Genomic DNA, 18,448 nt, shown 5'->3' with positions numbered 1-18,448 from the left:
GTATATTATGAGCATTGAACGTTTTCATACCGGCCACCGCATGAGCCAGGCCGTTGTGCATGGCAACACGGTTTACCTGGCAGGCCAGGTCGGCGAAGCCGGTGCATCCGTCACCGACCAGACCAAAAAATGCCTTGAACAGGTTGATGCCCTGCTGGCCGAATGCGGGTCCAGCAAGGAAAAAATCCTGCAAACCATTATCTGGCTGGCTGACATGAATGATTTTGCCGAAATGAATGCCGTGTGGGATGCCTGGGTCCCGCAGGGCCATACACCGGCCCGCGCCTGTGGCGAAGCCAAGCTGGCAACCCCCGATTACAAGGTGGAATTCATCGTTACCGCCGCCAAAGACTGATTTGACCTCGCGGAATGCCAGAAAAGGAGGATTCTCCCCGTCTGGCATTCTGCCTTTTTATCCGTTACGGTTATCGCGTGCGTCCCGTGTCACAATCACGGAATGTCCTTCCAGGGTCTGATGAACCGGGCATTTATTGGCAATCTCGATCAAACGCTGTCGCACGCCATCATCAAAATCTCCATGCAGGGTAATGACACGTTCAAAACGGTCAATTTTGGCCCCACTTCCCCGCGCGTTTTCGCTACAGTCAATGCAATCATCGGCATGTATTTTCTGGTGTGACACCTGCACGGAAATGCCATCAAGCAGAATTTTCTTGCGATCGGCATACATGCGGATCGTCATGGATGTGCAGGCCCCCAAGGCGGATGCCAAAAAATCATAGGGGGATGGACCACTATCCAGTCCGCCCACGGCCTCTGGTTCATCAGCCATAAAGCGATGACGCCCGGCAACCAGCATGGTCTGAAATTTTCCCAGCCCGGTTTCACGCGCCATCACACCGTCGGGGCCGTCTCCTGCGACCGGCACCAAGGATTTTGCCGTATCTGTATGTCCAATATAGGGTCGCGCCCAGGCCGCTATCACACCCGCAACATAGGCCGCATCATCTCTGGCACGTAAAAGATGATCCGCTTTATCAAGCGAAACAAAACTTTTGGGATGTTTGGCGGCGGTAAAAATGCGCGTTGCATTGTCAATCCCGACGGTTTGGTCCAACGGGCCATGCAGCACCAGCAACGCCTTGTGAAGCCGGGAAACGGACTTTTCGATGTCATGCGCGGCAAGGTCATCAAGAAACTGTTTTTTAATGGTAAAAGGGCGACCATCAAGCGAGACCTCTGCCTGACCGGCCATCCGAATTTCGTCGAGCTTGGCGGCAAAGTTTTCCGTTACATGCGCCACATCTGCCGGAGCTGCAATGGTGGCAACAGCCTGGGCCTCGGGGATATCTTTGGCAACGGCAAGCATCGCCGCCCCACCCAGCGAATGACCGATCAGCAATTTCGGGGCTTCAAACTCGTCGCGCAGATATTGCGCCGCCCGGCGTAAATCCTCCAGGTTCGATGTAAAGCTGGTAGATCCAAAATCACCACCCGAACCGCCAAGCCCGGTAAAATCAAACCGTAAAACAGCAACACCCTGCACATTGAGCGCCTGGGAAATTTTGCGGGTCGCCGTCAGATCCTTGGTGCAGGTAAAACAATGCGCAAACAGGGCATAGGCCAGAACAGGCCCGGCCGGCAAGTCCAGTCGCGCGGAAAGCGATGCCCCCATAGCCCCTTCAAAACTCAGCTTTATCGCGCGAATTGTCATATTTTTCTCCGTTGCTATGGGTCAAATACATTTTGACAAATTGGCAATATGTTACCAGCTTAACGGGTAATTATTATATGTTTTTTACGCAAAAAGAATGGCCTGACATGCTGCCCCTCAAAACATCCCGGCTGATCCTGCGAGAAGCAACACATGATGACGCAGCCTTTGTTCTGGAACTGCTTAATCAGCCAGACTGGATCCAGTATATCGGCGACCGTAACATCGGGGATCTGGCCGCTGCAGCCGTCTACATAAACGAAAAACTGATTAGCGCCTATGAACGCTCCGGCTTTGGCCTTTATATGGTCGACCTTGCCAAAACTGGCGAAACAATTGGTCTATGCGGCCTTGTCCAGCGCCAAAGCCTGCCCGACCCTGACATTGGTTTTGCCTTTTTGCGCGAATGGCAGGGCAAGGGTTTTGCCCGCGAGGCCGCCCGGGCGACATTGAGCCATGCCTATCAGGATTTGGGTCTGAAACGGGTTGTCGGCTTTACCCTGCCAGAGAATGAACGCTCCATTCGCCTGCTGGAAAGCCTGGGCATGGTCTTTGAACGCCAGGTCTATATTGATGAGGATCGCGAAGCCTGTAATCTTTATGTCCCGGCAGAAGAACATCAACCCGCAGCATAAGACATATTCTACCCGCGCCGGATGCCAATCGTGCGCCCCACGCCAGATGGCACGGGTAAATTTTCCTGCGCTTTGCGAATGCCGTCCAAGGTTTGAAAAATATCGTCGGGAAACGGGGCCGAACGCCGGGTTTCCATATTGATGTGCATGGTGATGATTTCGTTGGTGGCCGAAAGCCAGCCTTCATCCGCGTGGCGCATTTCATGATACATGTGAATGCGTTTGGCATCACAATCAAGCACCCGCGTATGCAATTCAAACCTGTCACCCAGATGGATCTCCCGGTCATAGGTTGCGTGCATTTCAAGCGCAAAGGTCGTACCGCCGCGCCGGGCCGGATATGTCCTGCCCAACCCGACAGCATCAAGAAATGCAAGCGACCCCAGATTAAACGCCACGATGTAATAGCCGACATTGACATGGCCGTTAAAATCGATCCATTCAGGCTGAACATCGCCACGATAGCTGATCAGCATATCCGGACCGAAAAGACTGCGACTGATCATTTATCGAGGGCCTCGACAACACTCACGGCGGCGGCAAAATCTTCCAGCGCATGACCGACAGATTTGAACACAGTGCATTCATCATCCGACTGGCGGCCTTTGACTTTCCCGCGTGTCAAATCAAACAGATCGCCATTAATATCGTCCTTGCCAATCGCACCAGACGCAATTGCCTGTACAACATCCCCACCTTCGGCGGAGGCCCCATCAAAGCTGTCAACATAGAGACGGCATTTTTGCATGACCGCATCATCGGTTTCGCGCATGGTGGGTTTGAACGCCCCGACCAAATCAACATGCACGCCCTCGGGCAGCCAGGCGCCGCGCACCAGCGGTTCGGTACTTAGCGTGGCACAGGAAATAATATCGGCAGTGCCGCAGGCGGCCTCCAGATCATCCGTCCCGCTGGCCTCGAACCCCAAAAGTTCAATTTCATTTGCCAGCGTGACCGCCTTTTCCGGGCGGCGGTTCCAGAGGGTGACTTTTTTAATCGGGCGCACGGCCGCATGGGCAGCAATCAAATTCGGCGCCATTGCGCCCGTCCCCACCATCACCAGATGGCTTGCATCCCGGCGGGCAAGATAATCCGCCGCCAGGGCCGATGCGGCCGCGGTGCGGCGCGTTGTCAGGCGCGTGCCATCCAGCACGGCCTTGGGTTGCCCCGTGACACCATCAAGCAAAATATAAATCCCCGATACCGCCGGAAGATTCCGCTGCGCATTCCCCGGCACAACGGCAGCCACCTTTACCCCCGCCGCACCATCCTTTTCCCAGGATGGCATTACCAGCAGGGTGGCATCATCCTCATTTGTCCGTTCCATGTTGAAATGACTGCGCAACGGCGTTTCACAGCCCTTGGCAAACCAGGTGCGCAGGGCTTCAACCATGTCGCGCGGGGGAACAGAACGGTCAATATCTTCGGCGGTGACGAAACGCATGGGGCCTGCCTGTAAAATTTGTGATTATTCAATTGGTAACGCACCATAACCCTATCACACTGACAGGGTATCGTCACCGTCGCAAACCACTGTTTTACCCGTTCGCAACACCTGTATCGTGCCGTTTTTCACGCCATTTGACTGATCATCCGCCTTAGCTTGCCATAAAGCGCACCACTATGGACATAAAGCTCGTCCAGAACGGTAAAATGGTTCGCTCCCCATGCCTGATGGACAGGAACATTCGATCCGTTTTTGCTGCAATAGGCAGCATAAGCCTGGCTTTGGCGCAAAAATTCCGGCGTTTCGAGCGCGCCAACCACCAACATCATGTTTGACCCCACCGGCACGGCATCAAGCATGGGGGAATTATCCGCCGCACTTTCTTCGGTCAGGTGAATATCATTATTTATTGTGGTAAAGCGCAACGGTGCCAGATCAAACACGCCAGAAACCGGAATAACGGCATTAAACGGGCTCTCATCACCAATTTCGCCGTGCCAGTCATGGGCGGCCAGCCGGGCGACAATCTGCCCGCCCGCAGAATGGCCGGAAATGCTTAACCGGTTACGATCGCCATTAAAGTCATCGATATGGTCGTAAATATAGGCAATGCAGCGGATTGCCTGTTGCGTAATCTCGGCCACGCTAACATCGGGGCACAAATCATAATTGGCCAAAACAACCGTAAAACCATCCGCCACCATGTCACGCGCAATAAAGGCATAATCGCGCTTGTCCTGGCTGCGCCAGTAACCCCCATGAAAAAAAACATGGATCGGTGATTTTGGGTCAGCCGCAGGAAAAACATCCATCGTTTCTTTGGGACCGGGGCCAAATCGTATATCGGCAAGGTGATGCAAATCCGCGCGGGTTTTTTCCGATTCTGCCGCAAATCGGGAAAAATGATCGGCAAAATCCGGCACGGTTTCGCGCGGATTATACTGCCATTCCACCTCTGCCGCTGTAAAACCACCCCATCCCATATGCGCTTCCCCGTTCTGCTAAGGCCATTATCAAATGTGTCAAATACCCAAATGATTTTTCTTTATTTCCGGCGCATTTGCAAATTCTTCCGAAGAACCATTCCAGACAATACGTCCCTTTTCCAACACATAATGCCGGTCACACACCGCCATCAGCGCATCGAGGTTGCCGTCAATGATCAGAACGGTTTGTCGCATATCGCGCAATTTGCGAATGCTGGCCCAAATATCGGTCCGGATCACAGGGGCCAGCCCCTCGCTTGCTTCATCAAAAATAAGCAAGTCCGGATTGGTCAACAGCGCCCGACCAATCGCCAGCATTTGCTGTTCACCCCCCGAAAGCTGATTGCCCATATTGTTCTGACGTTCAGCCAGACGCGGAAACAGGTCGTAAATCTGCCCCAGGTCCCAACCCTTTCCACGTGCTGTTGCCACCAGATTTTCACGGACCGACAGGTTGGGAAAAATCTGCCGTCCTTCGGGCACAAGGCCAATCCCGGCGCGTGCAATGCGAAAGGATTTTTGACGTGAAATATCATTGCCCTTAAACAGGATGGCGCCCGCCTTTGCCGGGGTTAACCCCATAATGGATCGAACCGTGGTGGTTTTTCCCATCCCATTCCGACCCAAAAGGCTTACGATCTCGCCTTCATTGATTTGCAAATTCACGCCAAACAAAACCTGGCTGCTGCCATAACTGGTTTCGACATTTTGCAATTCCAGCATCAGTATCCCTCCGCCAGATAGGCTTTTTGCACATCTTCATTTTCACGGATGTCCTCCACCGTGCCCGAGGCAATGACCGCCCCGTTCACCAAAACCGAAATAATATCGGCCAGGCGAAAAACGATATTCATGTCGTGCTCAACCAGCAGAATGGCGAAATCCTGTTTAAGTCGTTCCAGCAATTCGGCCAATTGGGTGCTTTCGGTCGGGCCCATGCCCGCCATTGGCTCGTCTAACAACAAAACCTTTGGCTCAAGCGCCAGGGCCATTGCGATTTCAAGCTGGCGTTTCTGCCCGTGGGCCAAATCGGCCGCACGTCGGCGGGCAAAGGCCGCCAAACCGACCAGATCCAACAATTCATTGGTGCGGTGATTGATGCCTTTATCCCGGCCAACCGCCCGCCAAAATGAAAAATGGTGCCCGGCACGGGATTGCACGGCAACAGCGACATTTTCCGCAACGGTAAAGTCATCAAAAATCGCGGTGATCTGAAACGACCGCGCCACCCCCATCCGCGCCCGTTTTGGCATGGAATAACGGGTAATGTCCTGCCCGCAAAACCAGACCTGGCCTTCATCAGGTTGCAATTCGCCCGATAATTGCGACAGGGCCGTGGTTTTACCTGCCCCGTTGGGGCCGATCAGGGCATGGATTTTACCCGTTTCCAATTGCAGCGACAAATTGTCGGTCGCCCGCAGGCCCCCATAACTTTTAAACAGGTTTTTGGCCGCAAATACCGGGCCGATGGTGCGTTGTTCAACCATGATCGTCCCCGGATTTTACGGATGCCTTGCCATTGCCGGTCAGGAAACCGACAATGCCGCCCCGGAAAAAAACAACAACCAAAATCAGGATCGGCCCCAAAATCACCTGCCAGTGTTCGGTAAAGGATACCAGGCTTTCCTCCAGCAGAAACAGGGCCAGCGCCCCGTAAACCGGTCCGATGAGGGTTCCCATACCGCCCAGGATTACAATTACCATCAATTCGCCAGACCGCGACCAGTGCAAAAGGCCGGGACTGACAAATTCGGAATGATTGGCAATCAGCGCACCCGCGAGGCCGCCAATGGCGGCAGAAATGCAAAATGCCACCAGCTTGTAAAGCAGCGGATCATAGCCCAGTGCGCGCATCCGCCGTTCATTTTGCTTGCAACCGATAATGACACGCCCAAAGCGCGACGCCACCAGACGGGACAGGAAAAACCACACCGCCAGCAAAATGGCGAAACACAGATAATAGAATGTGTTGCGATCATAGAGATCAAGACCAGGAAGCGTATTGCGGTCCCACAATGACAGGCCGTCTTCCCCGCCATATTGCGACAGCGAGACGAAAAAGAAATAGAACAACTGCGCAAAGGCCAGGGTGATCATGATGAAATAAACACCCGATGTACGCAGGCTGATCAGGCCAATAATCGCCCCGAAAAAGGCCGCCACCAGCATGGCAAGCGGCCAGACCACCAGGGCAGCGTTACTGCCCGTCCAGCCGAACATAAAATCACTGCCATCAAAGGCATGAGTCCCCAAAATACCCGCTGTATAGGCGCCAATGCCAAAAAATGCCGCATGACCAAAACTGACCATGCCACCAAACCCGATAATCAGGTCCAGCCCAACGGCTGCGATGGCGTAAATCAGGGCGCGATTGAACATCGTGATCAAAAAGGCATTGTCAAAGGCATGCGCAATGGGGGGCACCAGGGCCAGCAGCCCGAAAATCGCCAGTGTTGCCCAGCTTTTGCGTGAAAAATTCTTAACCATGTGTCTGGAACAACCCCCGCGGCCGGAAGGCCAGAACAACGGCCATCAAGATATAAATCAGCATTGATGCCAGCGACGCCCCGGTCCCATCGGCCACCGAAGGCGGCAACCAAAGGCGCATCAAATCGGGGATGTAAACCCGGCCCAATGTGTCGGTCAGGCCAATTAACAATGCCCCGGCCACCGCACCGCGAATAGAGCCGATACCGCCAATAACAATGACCACAAATGTCAGAATAAGGATGTTTTCACCCATGCCGGACTGCACGGCACTAAACGGTGCCGCCATCACCCCGGCCAAACCGGCAAGGGCCGCGCCAAAACCAAACAACACCGTATAAAGCAGCGAAATATTGACGCCAAGTGCGCCAATCATTTCCCGGTTTGAGGCCCCCGCACGGATCCACATGCCAATACGGGTTTTCATCACCAGAAAATACAAAAGCCCGGTGACAACAATACCGGTCACAATGACGGCAAGGCGAAAGGCCGGATAAGGCGCACCGGGAATAAACTCCACCGTGCCAGACAGGAAGTCAGGGGTGTTCATGGCAACGGGCTGACGGCCCCAGATGATGCTGACCATTTCATTGAAAAACAAAATCAGCCCGAATGTCGCCAAGACCTGGTCCAGGTGGTCGCGGCGATACAGGCGACGCATGATCAGCAATTCCATTGCCATGCCGGTTAAGGCCGCCGCCGCAATACCCGCCAGCAGACCCAGAAAAAACCCCGATCCATGTGCAATGGCTGTTGCCCCAACATAAGCCCCCACCATGAACAAGGACCCATGCGCGAGATTGATCAGGTTCATGATGCCGAAAATAAGGGTCAGCCCCGATGCCATCAAAAGCAGGGTGACGCCAAATTGCAGCCCGTTCAAAAGCTGCTCGAGGAATAAAAGCATGTTCATTTTCCGGTGCCAAAACCGAATGGCCGGTACGAAACCGGCCATTCAACATATTGCGCAGGGCAAAATTACATTTTGCACTCGGATGCGTAGGCATCGACATGGTTGGAGAAGACCTTGCCAACCAGTTTGTTGGTAAAGCCGCCATCCGGATCCGCCACGACTTCGCGGACGTAAAAATCCTGGATCGGATGGTTATTGTTGCCAAATTTGAAATTGCCCCGGACCGAGGTAAAATCGGCCTTTTTCAGGGCGGCACGGAAATCATCCTTTTTGGACATATCCCCGCCAACGGCGGCAATGGCACTGCCAATCAGATTGGCGGCATCATAGCCCTGTACCGAATACAGGCTGGGTTTGGCACCGTATTTGGCAACATAATCCGCCACAAACTTTTTCGAGGCGTCGTTATTCATATCGTGCGACCAGTGCGAGGTGTTTTTCATTCCCACCGCAGCCTCGCCTACCGCATCAACCAGATGTTCATCGGCGGAAAAGGCCGGGCCAAACAGGGGGATGTCGTCTTTCAAACCGGCCTGGGCATATTGCTTGATAAAGTTGATCCCCATGCCGCCGGGATAAAAGAAAAACACCGCATCGGGCTTTGCCGCGCGCAAGGATGCAATTTCGGCGGCATAGTCGGTCTGGCCCAGCTTGGTATAAACCTCATCAACGATATCGCCCTTGTAATATCGCTTGAAACCGGCCAGTGCATCCTTGCCAGCCGGGTAATTCGGGGCCAGCAGATAAACCTTTTTAAAGCCCTGGTCCTGTACATACTGGCCCATTGCCTCGTGGATATTATCGTTCTGATAGGCCGCATTAAAATAGTTCGGGTCACATTTCGCCCCGGCCAGCAGGCTGGGGCCGGCATTGGTGGAAATGTAGATCATGCCATCGCGCACGACCTTGGGCACCACCGCCATCGCCACATTCGAGAAAATGATCCCCGTCATCAGATCAACATGTTCGCTTTCGATCATGCGGGTGGCAATCTGACGGGCACTTTCGGGTTTCAAACCGTCATCCTCGACGATCAGATTGATGTCCGATCCCCCCAGCTTGCCATCCTGTTCGGCAATCGCCAGTTCAAACCCCTTGCGCATGTCATCGCCCAAATACCCCGCCCCGGTGGACAGCGTTGTGATCATACCAATCTTGACCGGTTCGGCCGCCTGTGCCGCAAATGTTGCAATAGAGCTACCCATCATCACGGCTGCCGCCCCCAGCAATGCAGCCTTTTTGCCTTTTAGTGACATTTTAAATGTCTCCCTGAAGCCTGACTATAAATGGTTTATTTTGATTTGTTCTTTGTTGCCTTTCTATTGATCCTCAATTTGCGGACTGTTGCAACAGCCCATTTGTTTTAAGCTTAAAATTTTTGTCTTGCATACGTAAAACTACGTATTTTTTGAGACTATTTCTGTCATTTGACAGCCAAAAATGCCACAGTAGGCCGCTGCAAAAATGTGCCACTGTCAAAACAGGGACCCAATATGACCAGCAATCAAACCTGCCCCTTCCCGACCAAGGATGCCGACCGCAATGCGATTTGGGACATGCTTGTCCCGCGCGATATTACGGCCTTTGTCCTGGCGGACTGGTCATTGGTGGAAAATGATTTTGCCGCCAATGGCTTTTACGGCATTGATGCCCATACTTCGGCTAACCCGGATGACTGGACACTGGCATTTCCCGACCTGGCGGCCTATCGCGATACGTGGCTGTCACAGGCACGCGCCAGCCAGAACACCGACTATGCCGAACCGGTATTTGACGCGGTTTTTGCCGCCACCAAGCTGGAGCATATCGAAATCAGTGGCGACCGGGCGCTGGCGCGCAAGCATTTTAACGGCAGCATCAGAAAGACCGATGGCAGCGAAGACCGCCTGCTCTGGAAAACGCATTATTACTGCCAAAAAGGCGCTGACGGCAAATGGCGCATTACCGGTTTTATCGGCTATTTACCCAATAATGATGACTGACCGGAAATGACAAAGGCAGCACCGGAATAGCCGAAAGCCGCCTTTATCATATTAACAGATAAACAGATAAAACCGGTTACAGAACCTTGCCGCGTGCGGCAACAAAGGCCGGATTTTCAAAAATATCATTCCGGCAAAGCTGCACATAATCAAACATGTTGCTCACCACACAGACATGGTTGGGAATGATGCGAATACGCTGGCCAATTTCAAAGGGTTGCGTTGCCGCATCAAAGCTGAGAATGCCGTGTTCTTCGCTTAATCCCTTAACGGAAACTTCGGGATGACCAACGACATATCCGTAACCCTCAAGCCCCAGCAAATCCGATGTCAGGGCCTTTGATCCCGCATCAATAATGGCCCGTCCCGGTGCCGGGAGGGAGACGACTTGCGTTAGAACATGCAAGGCACAGTCTTCTTCCTGGCAAACACCCCGTTCCATCAGTGATTTATCGTTATAAATATAGGTGCCAATGCGATATTCGGTCACCACCGGGGCCAGATGGGCCTGCCACATATCGGGCGTTCCCCCCGAACTGCGCACCGGGCATTCCAGCCCCGCCTTTTCACAGGCCGCCATCGCCTCCCGGAAAAATTCTTCGACCTGTGCGGTACCGCCCGCTACCGGATAGGTCATCAGCCCCATAAATTTCAGGCCGGGCAAATCATGGATCAATGCCGCCAGCTTTACCGCGTCCTCAGGGGTTTGCACCCCACAGCGCCCGGCCCCGGTATCGCATTCAACCAGAACTTCCAGCGGTTTGGCGTTATCCGCAAAGGCCGCCGAAAGGCCGCGCACCACAAATTCATTGTCGGCCACAACACGCAGCAGATTGACCCGGTTTGCAAGGGTCCGCAACCGTTCCAGTTTACGTTCGCCCATAATATTATAGGTGATCAGGATATCATCGATACCCGCATCGGCCATCACCTCTGCCTCGCCGATTTTCTGGCAGGTTATCCCCTTGGCCCCCACGGCAATTTGCTGCAGGGCAAAATCGGGGATTTTGTGGGTCTTGATGTGCGGGCGCAGCGCAATCCCGTGTTCGTCGCAATATTCCTGGTAATTGCGCAAATTACGCTCGACACAATCCAGGTCAACGATGGCACAGGGCGTTTCAAGCTCGGCAAATTCGGTCATTCTATGCTCGATTCATCATGATGCGGCAGTAAACGGATCATCAACAATAGGCCAGATGTCACGGGTCAGATGTTTATAACCGTTGGTTTTCGGATCGGACGGATAAGGTCCGTGAACATTGACGTAAATGATCTCGCCAGCGATTTTGGCAAAGGCATCGTAAAAGTGATTGGTGGATTTGATAAACAGATATTTTTTCGCTGTGAGATCAACGCCCATATTGGCAAAAAGATCCGGATCGAAACTTTGTGCCCGATTGGTGTTTAAAATGACCTCGCCGCCATCCGGCAGCTCGATCAAGGCACAATCCCCCAACGGCACGATGCTGTCACCAAAACTTTGCCAGGAATTGCGGCGCAATTTTTTAACCGTCACCATCGCATCGACCGGAGCACCCCCGGTTGAGGATGTTTTACCGCCAAAACGCAAGGGCAACTGCCCGCCTTCACCCGCTGAAAAGCAGATGCGCACCGCCATCGGGTCCCAGATTGTGCCAAAGGCATAATCCCTTAGCCCGGCTTCCATCACCTTGCGCAGCAATAGGGTGGAATCACCCGGAACCCCGCCACCCGGATTATCCCAAACATCGGCGATCACGACCGGAAAACTTGATGAACAAGAAAGTTTTTCAAGCACCTGTTCGGGCGTAATAAAATCAGGCCGCGTGGTGCCGCGAAAACCAAAAAGTTCCATACCCAGGTCACGCGACAGGCGCGTTGCCAGTTCCTTGTCATTATCCGTAATGACAATCACCTTCGCCCCCAGGTCCGGCACGTCCCCGGCCATGAAACCGTGAATAACGGAAATCGACAAAATACCGTTTCGCCCTTCCATCGCATTGATGCGATCAACAAAGGAGCGCATCGGTTCACGCGATGTCGGCAGGACCTCGATCATTTTGCAGTCAAAGGCCGCCTTGACCGGCGCAATCTCGCCGCGCAGGGTACGCAACACCAGATCAACGGTTGAGGCCCCTGCCGTGACAAAATCGGTATGGGGAAATTCCTTGAAGGCGACCAGAATATCAACCGCATCAAACCGCTTGGCACTTAAATGACTGTGCGGGTCAAAACTGGCGCCGATCACCACATCGGGGCCGACAATATCGCGCACCGATTGCAGCAAATCACCTTCGCAATCAGGATAATCCTGCGCCACCATTGCCCCGTGCAACCCCAGCACCACGCCATCGACAGGCATGGCGGCACGTAATTGCGCCAGCACTTCGTCACGCAGGGTTTCATAGGTATCACGGTTTACAAGCCCGCCCGGTTCGGCCCAGGTGGCCGTTCCCTCAACCAGTTCCCAGCCCTCTGCCTTCGCGCGGGCGCGGGCAATTGTGAAAACGGCACTGCACAGGGTGGGTGTTTCAGGATGTTCGCCAGGGGCGGCATAAAAACTTTCACGAAAATCGGCCATGTCGGTGCGAAGTGGGGAAAATGTATTGGTTTCGGTTGCGATGGAGGCGCAAAAAATCCGCATACCCGTGTCCTTCTTGATCTTTGTATTGGGTAAATTGGTCAATAAAAATGTGACAAATTATCAACAGAATAAGGGGTGGCGGGAGGAAGCCGGGAGACAGCCCCCTCCCTGCCTGACGGAAAACTTATTCCGTCAGATACTGTTTTTCGTTGGCTTTCTGAACTTCGGCTTTGAACAGGTTCAGCAGTTCAACACCCTTGTCGCCCAGCGTTTCCTGAACGTGTTTTTCCATGACCGGTTGGGTCACTTCCTTGAACTGTTCGCGTTCTTCGGGCGTCAGCGCATCGATTTCCATTTTGCCCATCAGACCTTTGAGGCCACGATCCGATGCCTCGATCACGCGGGACACACCCCGGCTGGCAACAACGCAGGACTGGGCGGCATAACGAACAATGCGCTGTTGATCGGGTGTCAGATCATCCCAGAAAGCTTTTGACAGCATGAAGGTGTAGGGCGAAAACAGGTGATTGGTCAGGGTCAGATATTTCTGCACTTCATTGAATTTGGCGAAGGTTACAGTCGGAACCGGGTTCATCTGCCCGTCAATTACGCCAGTTTGCAAACCGGCATAAACTTCGCCCCAGGCCATCGGATAGGCTTCGGCCCCCAATGCCTGCATGATTTTCTGATGCGAGGGCAGCGACATGGTGCGAATACGCACGCCTTTGAAATCCGCCAGATTTTTGATCGGATGCTGCGAATTGGTCACGGCAAAGAACCCGCCGGTATCGGGGAAACCCAGAACTTCGACATCCCCCAGCGTTGCCTCGATATCCTTTGCCAGGGCAACACCAAACGGACCATCATAGACGTCGTAAGTTGCGGCATTGCTGTCAAAGGCGAATGGCAGGTTCAAAACATCGATCCGCGGATAATAGGATGCTATGGCCCCGGTTGACGTCAAAGTTGCCTGAATCAGGCCATCGCGCACCATTTGCACATGTTCGGCAGCCGAGCCAAGCTGATTGGACGGGTAAACCTCCACCTTGATCGCCCCGTTGGTATCAGCCTCGACAATATTGGCAAAAACTGCCGTGCAGGCCTGGGCCGGATTTTCAAACGGGTCCAGTTTATTGTCATGGGCGAATTTCAAAATTTTGGCTTCGGCATGGGCGGTGCCAACCGTACCGGCCAGCATCGCAGTCGCGGCCACCAGGGCCCCGAAACGTTTTAGTGTTTTCATAATACCTCTCCTGATTGGGTTTATTTTGCGCCCCAAACACCCGGTCCCCAGGGTGATCCGCCCCGGGCAAGGACGGATAAAAAGTCGTTCTGGCAAGGACCGATGCCTAACGGAAGCCAAGCATATGCGGCACAACCAGCGCCAGATCGGACCAGAAGGCAAACAGCAGCAGCACCCCGATTTCAGCGATCAGAAACGGCCAAAGCTGCACTGCGATTTTTTCGAGTTTTTCCCCCGTCACGGATGCCAGCACAAACAGACAGGCCCCGACCGGTGGCGTCATAAGCGAGATGTTCAGTGCCAGCACAAAGATGATGCCGGCATGGATCGGATCCATCCCGATTTGCAGGGTCAACGGCACCAGAACCGGGGCCAGAATGATCAGAATGGCGTTGATATCCATGACCATACCAATCGCCATCAACAGGCCGATGATCATAAGGATCACCCAGTAGGGATTACTGGAAACCCCAAGAACGGCACTGGCGATTTCCTGCGGAATGCGATTGAAACTAAGCCACCAGCCCAGAATGGAGGCAAAGGCGATGATGATGAAAATCACCCCCGTGACCCGGGCGGTACGGATCAGCATATTAATGAAGTCCTTGACCGTCAGCGCCCGGTAGACGAACACGCCAATGAACAGCGCATAGGCCACGGCAACCGATGCTGCCTCCGTCGGGGTGACAATACCGCCCAGAATGCCACCCAGAATGATCAGCGGCATGATCAGGGCAGAGATCGAGGATTTAAAGATTTTCCAGATTTCAAGCAGGCTGGCGCGGCGTTCTTCCTTGGGCAGGTTTTTGCGACGGGCGGAAACGGCAATCACCGTCATACAGATCAGGCAAATCATAAGGCCTGGCAAAATACCCGCGGCAAACAGGCCGCCAATGGAAACCCCCATCAGCGACCCATACACCACCATCAGCCCCGAGGGCGGAATGGTCGGCCCGATAATGGACCCCGCCGCTGTTACCGCACAGGCATAATCACGGCGATAACCCCGTTCCACCATCGCCGGAACCAGCGTTTTGCCAAAGGCGGCGGCATCGGCGGTGGCCGCCCCGGTCAGCCCGGCAAAAAACACGCTTGCCAGCATATTGGTATGTGCAAGCCCGCCGCGGAAATGCCCGACAAGTGATTGGGCAAATTTCACCAGACGGCTGGTAATGCCGATATGGTTCATGATTTCGCCTGCGAGAATGAAAAACGGCATCGCCAGAAACGGAAAGACATTAAGCCCGTTAAAAACCTTGCTGGGCCCCTGCACCAGAAACATGCCGCCGCCCATATCATAAAGGCCGACAACACCGGCAACGCCCAGGGCAAAACCGATCGGCATGCCCAAAACCATCAGAACAACAAAGATAATGGCGACGATCATTCCGCGCCCTCCGTCAGATCAACCGGGATGTAGCGCCCCTGGTCACGCAGCGCGACCAGCAAAAGCTGAATGGCCGCCAACAGGGCCGAAACCGGCACGGCGGCATAAGGCAGCGCCAGGGTCATGCCAAAAATCATGGCATGGCGTTTCATGCCGCCCAGGGCAAAATCAAACCCGTAAAAGGCGAGATAAATGAAGGCGGCCAGCGCAATGACATCGACCAAAAAAAGAACACATCGCTGCAAACGCATGGGGAAATTGAGAACAACCAGGCCAATGCCGATATGTTCGCGCCTTGCAATGCCCGCCGATACCGCCAGCAATGCCGCCCAGATCATTAAATAGCGGGCCAGTTTAATTGCCAGTGAACAAGATAGCGATCCACCACCCCCAGCCAGACATCCAGCACCAGTGCCAGCATCAAAACGGCGATGACCCGTTCGACAAGCCAGTTCAAACCGTTACTGAGTGTGCGGGCCGATGCCTCGACGCGCTGCAAACCCATTTATTCTCTCCACTGATTGAATGTTTGTATTTTTTCTACACATTGATCACATTTTTGTAGCTTGTCTACATATTTTTGTGGCTTTTTTGGCTCAAATACGCAAAATTATCCAAGATAAGCGACGATATAAGTAGTTAAGCTACTTTTTACGTGAAGAACATTCAGCCAAATCAAGGAGATTTCCATGTCGATCAAACATTTCGGGAATGAACGCAGCGGTGCTGGTGGTCAGAAACTGCCCTTTTCACCTGCGGTACGTGCCGGTGACTTTGTTTATATTTCCGGCCAGGTTGCGATGAAGGAAAATGGCGAAATTGAATATGGCGGCATTGAAAGCCAGACCAAACGCACGATGGAAAATGTCAAGACGGCGTTGGCCCTGGCCGGTTGCACGCTTGATGATGTGTTCAAAATGACGGTATGGCTGGACGATACCCGCGATTTCTGGACCTTTAACCGGGTTTACGCCGAATTTTTCCCCGGCGAACGCCCGGCCCGTTCAACCGTACAGGCCAAGCTGATGGTGGATGCCAAAATCGAAATCGAAGCTATCGCCTACAAACCTGAATAATGATAGCTATCAACGGGGTGCCTTGGCGGGCACCCTGTTACCTTGGAAACAGGACCTTTCAGATGCAAAATGCAACCGACATCATCAGCCAGCTTCACCGCCCGCCGGGAACCCTGCCCGCGCGCGAACAAAAGGTTGCCGATTATGTTGTTGAACATCTGGAAGAAGTTACATCCATCGCCTTATCCGAACTGGCAAACAATATCGGGGTGAGCGAACCCACAGTGATCCGGTTTTGCCGCAGTCTGGGATGCGAGGGATTTCGCGATTTCAAAATGAAGCTGGCGCAAAATCTTGCTGTCAGCATGCAATACCTGACCCTGGAACCCATTGACGACCATATTACCGATCCGGATGTTCTTGGCAGTCATGTGATCGGCACGATTATTGACAGCCTTCGTCTGCTGCGCGAGCAGCTTTCGGATGCCAAAATCGATGAAGCTGCCGATATTCTGGCAAATGCCCACCAGATTGCCTTTTTTGGGGTTGGTGGCGGGTCCAGCACGGTCGCATTTGATGCGGCCAACCGTTTTTTCCGTTTGGGTATCCCGGCGCAATCGCAAAATGACGGTTATTTGCAGCGTATGCTGGCCTCCACACTGGGCGAAAATGATGTCATTGTTGCCATATCCACCAGCGGCCGCCCGGCAGAGCTGATACATAGTGCCGCCATTGCCCGGCAATATGGCGCCAAAGTCATTTCGCTGACCAAACCCGAAAGCCCGCTTGCTGCCGAAAGCGATATTGTCATTGGCCTGACCCTGCCCGAAAGCCCCGATATTTACAAGCCAACGGCCACCCGCCATGTCTTTATGGCAACGATAGATGTGCTGGCAACAGCGGTCGCCCGGCGCAACCCTGCGCGCAGCAAGGAAAAACTGCGGCGCATCCGTTCGTCCCTGATCACACTTCTGCCCGCAAACGGACCTTTGCCGATCGGCGATTGACGGATTGCGAACTTCACGGCAAGTTGCGCACCGACAAAATGAAAACCGGCTTTGATACCGGGCATAAACCGCAAACAGGATTGCTGCCATGACCAGAACCGCCTTCATTGGTGAATGTATGATCGAGATTTCGGCCTCAACTGCCCATGATGGCGATGGGGTGGCATCCGTTTTTGGCCCGGCGAAACTGTCTTATGCCGGGGACACCCTGAATGCTGCCGTTTACATGGCCCGGACAACCAGACTGATTAAAAATCAGGGCAAATCCATGCTGGCCTCTAACACCAGCCAGGTGAATGCGCCCATTTCCTATGTCACGGCCCTGGGGAACGACCCCTATAGCATCGCCATGATGGATGCCTGGAAACAGGACGGCCTGGATGCCAGCCTTGTGCGACAAATTGAGGGTGCCCTGCCCGGCCTGTATGCCATCCAGACGGATGCCAGCGGCGAACGCAGCTTTAGTTACTGGCGGCAAAATGCTGCTGCACGGCAACTGTTAAAAGACGGTTATGATCAAACACTGGCGGCCAACCTTGCGGATTACAGCATGGTTTATCTTTCCGGCATTTCGCTTGCCATTCTAAGCCAGGAAGACCGGGAAAAGCTGTTTGCGGTTTTATCAATCCTGCGCAATAACGGCGCGCGCATCTGTTTTGACAGCAACCACCGCCCGCGCCTGTGGCCTGACAGCGAAACAGCCAAGGCCGCCTATGCCCATATGGCATCCGTTAGCGATATTCTGATGCCGACATTTGACGATGAAGCCACCCTTTTTGGTGATGCCAGCCCGATCGACTGTGCCAAACGCTGGCTTGATGCCGGTGCGGGTGAAGTGATTGTCAAAAACGGGGCGCTGCCATCAACCTATCTGACGCAAAGTGGCGAAACCGGCACAGTGAACCCGCCCAAGGTTGATCGCGTTATCGACACCACATCGGCGGGTGATTCCTTTAACGGCAGCTACCTTGCCGCCCGCCAGCAGGGCCTTGATATTGAAGGGTCTATTGCCATTGCACAAAAGGTTGCCGCCTGCGTGATTGGCGCACGCGGTGCCCTGGTGCCAATTGACGGGATTACCCTGTAAAAGCTGCCACCCGAAAAAAG

21 protein-coding genes are annotated in these 18,448 nt (G+C 53.7%); 6 read left to right on the top strand and 15 right to left on the bottom strand.

Translation table 11 applies throughout. The features are described 5' to 3' along the window. Window positions 1-7 precede the first annotated feature (7 nt). Complete coding sequence (locus TH25_RS04905; RefSeq protein ID WP_114087320.1) at window positions 8-355, top strand: RidA family protein; 348 nt, start codon at window positions 8-10, stop codon at window positions 353-355. A gap of 57 nt (window positions 356-412) precedes the next feature. On the opposite strand, the gene TH25_RS04900 is transcribed toward TH25_RS04905, so the two are convergent. Further along, window positions 413-1,675: a bifunctional alpha/beta hydrolase/OsmC family protein gene (locus TH25_RS04900; RefSeq protein WP_114087319.1), complete on the bottom strand. Its 1,263-nt coding sequence runs from the start codon at window positions 1,673-1,675 to the stop codon at window positions 413-415. A gap of 107 nt (window positions 1,676-1,782) precedes the next feature. On the opposite strand from TH25_RS04900, the gene TH25_RS04895 reads away from it, so the two are divergent. Beyond that, window positions 1,783-2,310 (top strand): GNAT family N-acetyltransferase, encoded by a 528-nt coding sequence (locus tag TH25_RS04895; RefSeq protein WP_114087526.1) that lies wholly within the window; start codon window positions 1,783-1,785, stop codon window positions 2,308-2,310. An 8-nt stretch (window positions 2,311-2,318) separates the two neighbouring features. Here the strand turns inward: TH25_RS04895 and TH25_RS04890 are convergent, their stop codons facing one another. From TH25_RS04890 to TH25_RS04855, 8 genes are all read right to left on the bottom strand, one after another. Further along, window positions 2,319-2,816, bottom strand: a complete 498-nt coding sequence (locus TH25_RS04890; RefSeq protein WP_114087318.1) for a thioesterase family protein — start codon at window positions 2,814-2,816, stop codon at window positions 2,319-2,321. Then, window positions 2,813-3,754: a bifunctional Delta(1)-pyrroline-2-carboxylate/Delta(1)-piperideine-2-carboxylate reductase gene (gene lhpI / locus TH25_RS04885; protein ID WP_114087317.1), complete on the bottom strand. Its 942-nt coding sequence runs from the start codon at window positions 3,752-3,754 to the stop codon at window positions 2,813-2,815. The genes TH25_RS04890 and lhpI overlap by 4 nt, the downstream gene beginning before the upstream one ends. A gap of 128 nt (window positions 3,755-3,882) precedes the next feature. Next, window positions 3,883-4,740, bottom strand: coding sequence for an alpha/beta hydrolase (locus TH25_RS04880; protein WP_114087316.1), 858 nt, complete (start codon window positions 4,738-4,740; stop codon window positions 3,883-3,885). Window positions 4,741-4,779: 39 nt separating this feature from the next. Beyond that, on the bottom strand, window positions 4,780-5,466 hold the full coding sequence (locus TH25_RS04875) for an ABC transporter ATP-binding protein (protein ID WP_114087315.1): 687 nt from the start codon (window positions 5,464-5,466) through the stop codon (window positions 4,780-4,782). After that, the gene (locus TH25_RS04870; RefSeq protein ID WP_114087314.1) at window positions 5,466-6,230 is read right to left on the bottom strand and encodes an ABC transporter ATP-binding protein; all 765 of its coding nucleotides are present in this window, start codon (window positions 6,228-6,230) and stop codon (window positions 5,466-5,468) included. Before TH25_RS04870 ends, TH25_RS04875 begins: the two co-directional genes overlap by 1 nt. After that, window positions 6,223-7,230, bottom strand: coding sequence for a branched-chain amino acid ABC transporter permease (locus tag TH25_RS04865; RefSeq protein ID WP_114087313.1), 1,008 nt, complete (start codon window positions 7,228-7,230; stop codon window positions 6,223-6,225). The genes TH25_RS04870 and TH25_RS04865 overlap by 8 nt, the downstream gene beginning before the upstream one ends. Beyond that, window positions 7,223-8,137, bottom strand: coding sequence for a branched-chain amino acid ABC transporter permease (locus TH25_RS04860; RefSeq protein ID WP_181847419.1), 915 nt, complete (start codon window positions 8,135-8,137; stop codon window positions 7,223-7,225). The genes TH25_RS04865 and TH25_RS04860 overlap by 8 nt, the downstream gene beginning before the upstream one ends. Before the next feature lie 71 nt (window positions 8,138-8,208). Next, a complete protein-coding gene (locus TH25_RS04855) occupies window positions 8,209-9,399 on the bottom strand; it encodes an ABC transporter substrate-binding protein (RefSeq protein ID WP_220151344.1) in 1,191 nt (396 codons plus the stop codon). Between the two features lie 237 nt (window positions 9,400-9,636). Between TH25_RS04855 and TH25_RS04850 the strand changes: the two genes are divergently transcribed. After that, window positions 9,637-10,125, top strand: a complete 489-nt coding sequence (locus TH25_RS04850; RefSeq protein ID WP_114087311.1) for a hypothetical protein — start codon at window positions 9,637-9,639, stop codon at window positions 10,123-10,125. Between the two features lie 76 nt (window positions 10,126-10,201). On the opposite strand, the gene TH25_RS04845 is transcribed toward TH25_RS04850, so the two are convergent. The 6 genes from TH25_RS04845 to TH25_RS25380 all read right to left on the bottom strand — a co-directional run bounded on the left by TH25_RS04845 (window position 10,202) and on the right by TH25_RS25380 (window position 15,823). After that, the gene (locus TH25_RS04845) at window positions 10,202-11,266 is read right to left on the bottom strand and encodes a D-TA family PLP-dependent enzyme (RefSeq protein WP_114087310.1); all 1,065 of its coding nucleotides are present in this window, start codon (window positions 11,264-11,266) and stop codon (window positions 10,202-10,204) included. A 15-nt stretch (window positions 11,267-11,281) separates the two neighbouring features. Beyond that, complete coding sequence (locus tag TH25_RS04840) at window positions 11,282-12,748, bottom strand: M81 family metallopeptidase (RefSeq protein ID WP_114087309.1); 1,467 nt, start codon at window positions 12,746-12,748, stop codon at window positions 11,282-11,284. Window positions 12,749-12,872: 124 nt separating this feature from the next. Then, a complete protein-coding gene (locus TH25_RS04835; protein ID WP_114087308.1) occupies window positions 12,873-13,931 on the bottom strand; it encodes a TRAP transporter substrate-binding protein in 1,059 nt (352 codons plus the stop codon). 106 nt (window positions 13,932-14,037) lie between these two features. Further along, complete coding sequence (locus tag TH25_RS04830) at window positions 14,038-15,318, bottom strand: TRAP transporter large permease (RefSeq protein WP_073954666.1); 1,281 nt, start codon at window positions 15,316-15,318, stop codon at window positions 14,038-14,040. Further along, complete coding sequence (locus TH25_RS04825) at window positions 15,315-15,656, bottom strand: TRAP transporter small permease (protein ID WP_258549037.1); 342 nt, start codon at window positions 15,654-15,656, stop codon at window positions 15,315-15,317. Before TH25_RS04825 ends, TH25_RS04830 begins: the two co-directional genes overlap by 4 nt. Then, window positions 15,656-15,823 (bottom strand): hypothetical protein, encoded by a 168-nt coding sequence (locus TH25_RS25380; protein ID WP_258549036.1) that lies wholly within the window; start codon window positions 15,821-15,823, stop codon window positions 15,656-15,658. The genes TH25_RS04825 and TH25_RS25380 overlap by 1 nt, the downstream gene beginning before the upstream one ends. A gap of 184 nt (window positions 15,824-16,007) precedes the next feature. On the opposite strand from TH25_RS25380, the gene TH25_RS04820 reads away from it, so the two are divergent. The 3 genes from TH25_RS04820 (at window position 16,008) to TH25_RS04810 (ending at window position 18,428) form a co-directional block, all read left to right on the top strand. Then, window positions 16,008-16,394: a RidA family protein gene (locus tag TH25_RS04820; RefSeq protein ID WP_114087307.1), complete on the top strand. Its 387-nt coding sequence runs from the start codon at window positions 16,008-16,010 to the stop codon at window positions 16,392-16,394. Between the two features lie 62 nt (window positions 16,395-16,456). Further along, complete coding sequence (locus TH25_RS04815) at window positions 16,457-17,341, top strand: MurR/RpiR family transcriptional regulator (RefSeq protein WP_114087306.1); 885 nt, start codon at window positions 16,457-16,459, stop codon at window positions 17,339-17,341. An 88-nt stretch (window positions 17,342-17,429) separates the two neighbouring features. Then, a complete protein-coding gene (locus TH25_RS04810; protein ID WP_114087305.1) occupies window positions 17,430-18,428 on the top strand; it encodes a sugar kinase in 999 nt (332 codons plus the stop codon). The last annotated feature ends 20 nt before the right edge of the window (window positions 18,429-18,448 follow it).

Origin of the sequence: Thalassospira profundimaris (assembly GCF_003326755.1) — a bacterium.
Lineage (GTDB): Bacteria > Pseudomonadota > Alphaproteobacteria > Rhodospirillales > Thalassospiraceae > Thalassospira > Thalassospira profundimaris_B.
The sequence above is the reverse complement of the archived record's forward strand: the minus strand, read 5'-3'. Positions and strand labels throughout refer to the sequence as shown.